The organism is Rhodopirellula maiorica SM1 (assembly GCF_000346295.1).
Taxonomy (GTDB): Bacteria; Planctomycetota; Planctomycetia; order Pirellulales; family Pirellulaceae; genus Novipirellula; species Novipirellula maiorica.
The window spans coordinates 1-4354 of record NZ_ANOG01000189.1 but is presented as its reverse complement, the minus strand read 5'-3'; the positions used below and the strand labels follow the sequence as shown (position 1 = coordinate 4354).

General features: G+C 52.5%; 5 protein-coding genes. 2 read left to right on the top strand and 3 right to left on the bottom strand.

What is annotated here, in order from left to right:
- Together RMSM_RS42365 and RMSM_RS05805 are read left to right on the top strand one after the other, a co-directional pair.
- On the top strand, positions 1–200 hold a 200-nt coding region (locus RMSM_RS42365), incomplete at its 5' end, for a hypothetical protein (RefSeq protein ID WP_008692900.1).
- A gap of 202 nt (positions 201–402) precedes the next feature.
- Positions 403–1869 carry a putative collagen-binding domain-containing protein gene (locus RMSM_RS05805; protein WP_008692894.1) on the top strand — a complete coding sequence of 489 codons (1467 nt, stop codon included), beginning with the start codon at positions 403–405 and terminating at the stop codon, positions 1867–1869.
- A gap of 223 nt (positions 1870–2092) precedes the next feature.
- On the opposite strand, the gene RMSM_RS05800 is transcribed toward RMSM_RS05805, so the two are convergent.
- The 3 genes from RMSM_RS05800 to RMSM_RS40705 all read right to left on the bottom strand — a co-directional run.
- Entirely contained in the window at positions 2093–2647 is a 555-nt protein-coding gene (locus tag RMSM_RS05800; RefSeq protein WP_052031508.1) for a DUF2059 domain-containing protein, read from the bottom strand.
- Positions 2648–2752: 105 nt separating this feature from the next.
- Positions 2753–4015, bottom strand: coding sequence for a polysaccharide biosynthesis/export family protein (locus RMSM_RS05795; protein WP_173405107.1), 1263 nt, complete (start codon positions 4013–4015; stop codon positions 2753–2755).
- Positions 4016–4119: 104 nt separating this feature from the next.
- Positions 4120–4354: hypothetical protein (locus RMSM_RS40705; protein ID WP_160168236.1), on the bottom strand; the 235-nt coding region annotated here is incomplete at its 5' end.

The following is a 4354-nucleotide window of genomic DNA, read 5'->3' as shown; positions in this document are numbered from 1 at the left end:
CTCAAGTAGTGGGATTCGCCAGAATTCCCCTCTTTGCTGTTGAAACACCAGGAACTCTGGCGAGTCCCACTACAAAAGTAGATGGCATTGGGCTAGCGTCCCAACGCAACGCTGTGAAGCATTTATTCGTAGCGAAACTCGCAGAGAGTTTTGGTATTACTCGCGTGGCCGAAAGTCTCTGCGACTTACGCTACAGTTAAGTCGTGTTTTCCTAATCGGGAAAAATGCTTCACATGGTTGGCCCAAACGGCTAACGGGATGTCACCCAATGATGTCGGCCTACCTGCTTCGAAGCCATCGCCCCTCTGCCAACATTCCCTCAGGCTTGAACAACCCGGGCCGATCAAGGCGTCCACTTGGTGCGTTCGCTCTTGCCTGCGGTCACCGTAGGGATCCACTATATTGCTGAAAGCCAATGACATCGTGCGGTTCCAAGAGTGCTTCGATGCGGTGTTCAATCTCATACAGGATTTTCAATTGATGTGTCGTTTTGCTCTGCTTTGTGTTGTCGTTCTCGGCTGCAGCTCATCCGCCTTCACGGCAGAACCGCTTGCCACAACCGACCGCATCTGTCCTAACGCAGTGCATCCGTTCTATTGGCAATACAAAGGCGAAGAGCTGCTACTTCTAGGCGGCTCGGTGGACGACAACTTGTTCCAGTTGACGAGCCTGACGGAACATCTTGACGAGATGCGTGCGGTGGGTGCGAACTATATTCGCAATACGATGAGCGATCGACACGATGCCGGATTCGAAGTTTACCCGTTCCGCAAACTCGACAATGGCAAATACGATCTGGACCAATGGAACGACGAGTATTGGGAACGTTTCGAAACGATGCTGCGGCTCACATCGGAACGAAACATCATCGTTCAAATCGAAGTTTGGGATCGCTTTGACTATTCCCGCAATCATTGGCCACCTCATCCGTACAACCCAGCGAACAATATCAACTACACGCACGAGACGTCGGGGTTGGCCGCGAAGTATCCAAAACATCCGGGGAAAAACGAGCAGCCGTTTTTCTTTACGACTCCGCAACAGCGTAATAACACGGTCGTACTGAAATACCAACAAAAGTTTGTCACCAAGATGCTTGCTCATTCGCTTCCGTATGGTCACGTGCTGTACTGCATCGACAACGAAACCAATGGTGAAGAAGCTTGGGCAACATACTGGGCCGAATTTATTCGGGCGAAGTCGGAAACAGAAAATCTACCAGTGTGTATTACCGAGATGTGGGACGATTGGAATTTGACGGGCCCCCATCATCGCCGCACTCTGGATCATCCAAAACGTTATGACTTTGTCGACGTATCACAGAACAACCACCAAAAATCGCAATTGCACTGGGACAATTTTCAGAGCCTGCGCAACCAGTTGATCGAACAACCGCGTCCGATCAACACCGTGAAAACTTATGGCGCTGACGGCAACAAATTTGGGCATACAAGCCAAGATGGGATCGAGCGATTTTGGCGACATCTCATTGGCGGCGCTGCATCGGCGAGATTCCACCGTCCACCATCGGGACTGGGGCTGTCACAGCATGCGAAAGCCGCAATCGTCGCGGCACGTAAACTAGAATCGCTGGTGCCGCTATGGGAAGTGACACCGAATAATGCATTGCTCTCGGAACGATCCAAAAACGAAGCTTACCTGGCGGCGTCTGCGGGCAAGGCCTACGTGGTTTATTTCCCACAGGGCGGGAAAGTCAATGTTGACCTTTCTGCAGCAAAGCATCGTTTACAAGCCCATTGGATCAACATCGACAGCGGTCAATGGGGAGTAAAATCAAGCGTGCCGGCAAGCAAATCGGTAACGCTACAAGCTCCCAGCGACGCCAATTGGTGCGTCGTGATCAAGTGATGATCACCCATCGCGAGGGCGAGTGTGGAACATGTAACATGTGAAGATCGCGAACGCCGCCTTCAAAACCAAGCCCACCCGTCGAGCGTTTTGCCCAGAGACCCGAGCGTTTTGTCCAGAAACCTCGGTACAGAAATAGCGAGGGAATGCAAACACTCCCTCACTCACGTTTCTCGCTACCTATCCATTCATAGGCAGCAGTAATCGACCAAGTTCCGCAACCTTATTCTTGTTGCAGTTCGCTTTGACGCTTCAGAATCGCGGTCTGCAGTTCGCCCATGTTTGCTTGCACGCGTTGCATACCAATTTGAGCTCCTGCGGCCGACAGCGTTGGCAGCTTCTCGATCGCTTTCTTACCCACCGGTGTGTTGTAGAATTCGGTGAGTGCCTTGATCTCGGATTCAGTGAATTCCGATTTATAGAGCTTGATCAAGTCGGGCTTGAGCGATTCGAAGGAAAGATGTTTGTGCAAGAACGCTTTCATCACATCTTGGAACGCCGCCATCTGCGGTTGCTGTTGAATCTGCATCTGCAGCATCTGATCGACCGTCTGCTGAGTGGTCTGTTTCATGTTCATACTGTCCAACAGCGCTTCTACTGCGAGCGTATGAGAATCTTTTTCGACTTCCGCTTCCTCCGCCGGTGCTTCGGCTGCCGGTGCTTCGGCTGCGGATTCAGCGGTGTCTTGGGCATAGCCCACTGCAGCACAGCAGACGAAGGCGGCTCCCAGGGCGGAGGTGAGATAGAAACGGACGGCGGGACGCAAGCAGACTTTCATCTTTAGCTCTTGTATACATTTTGCAAGGTTTGATTAGACGATGAAGCCCACCGTCTTTGTACCGGCAATTGTATACCAAAACCCGCTGTGATAGTCCCCCGGGACCTAGTCGAGGTTGAACTGAGCCCCTGGAGGCACTAAACCGTAAACGCCATCGGTAAAGATTTGTTGAACCCAGTTGTCAAAGCGGACAATCGGACGAGCGGGAATGATAATCACATCGCCATCGCGGACCCAGATTTCGTCGGCCGGAGTCGGGCGTTTCCCATAAATTGCCCCTTGCAAATCCAACATGGTGGAAATCATTCGCCAATCTTCCGCTCGACGGAAAATAACGACTTGCCGCAAATTGCCACTCGGCAAATGGCCCCCCGCTGCGGCGATCGCCCCGAGCACCGTAGTCGGACCGTCCAATTGAATTCGGTTCGGGTTGCCCACTTGGCCCATCACATGCACAAAATGCGGAGCTTGAGCCGCCAGAATCGGTTCGACATCAAGTCCGACAACGATTTCGCGATAGCGAAGATTGATCTCTTTCTTCAACTCGTTCATCGAGAAACCTTGCACGCAGATTTCGCCAATCCCTGGTAGACGTATTTTTCCGTCAGGCATGACGGTCACGGTAACCGATTGCTCATTGAAACCACTTTGCCCCCCAACGGCGTTGCGAATGTCTTCGGCCAACGTGTTGGTGCGAACCGGAGTCACGTCGATCGCAGGTTTGGGATAGTATTTCATGTACTGATCGTTGAGCACTTCACGAAGTTGATCGATCGTCATGCCGGCAGCTCGGATTTGTCCAAGCAGTCGAACCGTGATGGTGCCATCGGGTTGAATCACCAAACCGTTTTCGAGAGTTCCCCGATTCAGTTCCGCATCGGCAAGCGATTCGATCAAGATGGAATCGCCTGGCGTCAAGCGGTACATCCCCGAAGCTTGCGAACGAGTGATCAAGTAAAAAGTTTGCAATTGGTCACCGGGACGCAATCGGTATTCACCGAGGTGCGACAGACGTGACGGACCAGCGTATTCACCGGGACCGTACGCGTCAAAATTCAAACGGCGTGAATCTGCCCACCGCTGTTCCATTCCACAGCCGTCACGACAATCGACGCCGATCATGCACTTTTGGCACTCACCGCGACACGGATACCCGCCTGGAACGTTGCGGCATCCGCAATCGCTTTGATGTGGCGACACTTCGCTGGACAACAGATTTTGTTCGCGTGGCGAATTAACATTTACCGGCGAAACGGTCGAATCGAGTTGCTGAGCGTGTAGCGTTGCAGTGAACACCAGCACCATCATCGCGACGAATCCATAGACCATCACAATTCGAATGTTTCGATGTCGTATGGATTCGAACATGCAAAGGGTCCGCGAGTGAACTGGTGACATCGGAAATTGTGACATGGATGTGTGGCAGCGGAATGATCGACAATAGGATGCTGTAAAATGTTTCATGATGGCGATTACCACAAATTGCGTACCGAGTTCCAAGTGCGGCGGAACGTCGACTCAGCGGGTTCGGCAACGTTCTCGACGTCGCTGATGGACGGAACGAGCGGGGATGCAGGTGCAGACATTTCGGTATAGACCGTATGGGGACGGCCAACTCCGGTGGACGTGCTGGCCACGCGATTTTGTTTCGCCGATGCCGTAATCGCCGGAATTTCAGCTGGGATTCGCGGCGAAGCGGCAGACGAC

Coding starts and splice junctions, on each gene's coding strand:
- RMSM_RS05800 (WP_052031508.1), bottom strand. CDS start 2,647: ATGAAAGTCTGCTTGCGTCCCGCCGTCCGTTTCTATCTCACCTCCGCC.
- RMSM_RS05795 (WP_173405107.1), bottom strand. CDS start 4,015: ATGTTCGAATCCATACGACATCGAAACATTCGAATTGTGATGGTCTAT.